At 45.1% G+C, this 246-nt stretch carries 1 rRNA gene; it reads right to left on the minus strand.

Going from position 1 to position 246, the window contains the following annotated elements:
- A 23S ribosomal RNA gene (locus MUU51_RS00005) occupies positions 1-97 on the minus strand; the annotation flags it as partial.
- Between the last annotated feature and the right edge of the window lie 149 nt (positions 98-246).

The raw sequence follows: 246 nt of genomic DNA on the forward strand, positions 1-246 counted from the left end.
GGTTCATATCACCTCGCCGACGCTTATCGCAGATTAGCACGCCCTTCATCGCCTCTGACTGCCAGGGCATCCACCGTGTACGCTTAGTCGCTTAACCTCACAACCCGAAGATGTTTCTTTCGATTCACCATCGATTTGCGATAATTTGAGAGACTCGAACACACCGTATTTTCCTTTCTTATTACGGAGAAAGGAAACAGTGTGTCGTTTCAATTTTCAGCTTGATCCAGATTTTTAAAGAGCAAA

Source organism: Scandinavium manionii (assembly GCF_024764775.1).
GTDB lineage: Bacteria > Pseudomonadota > Gammaproteobacteria > Enterobacterales > Enterobacteriaceae > Scandinavium > Scandinavium manionii.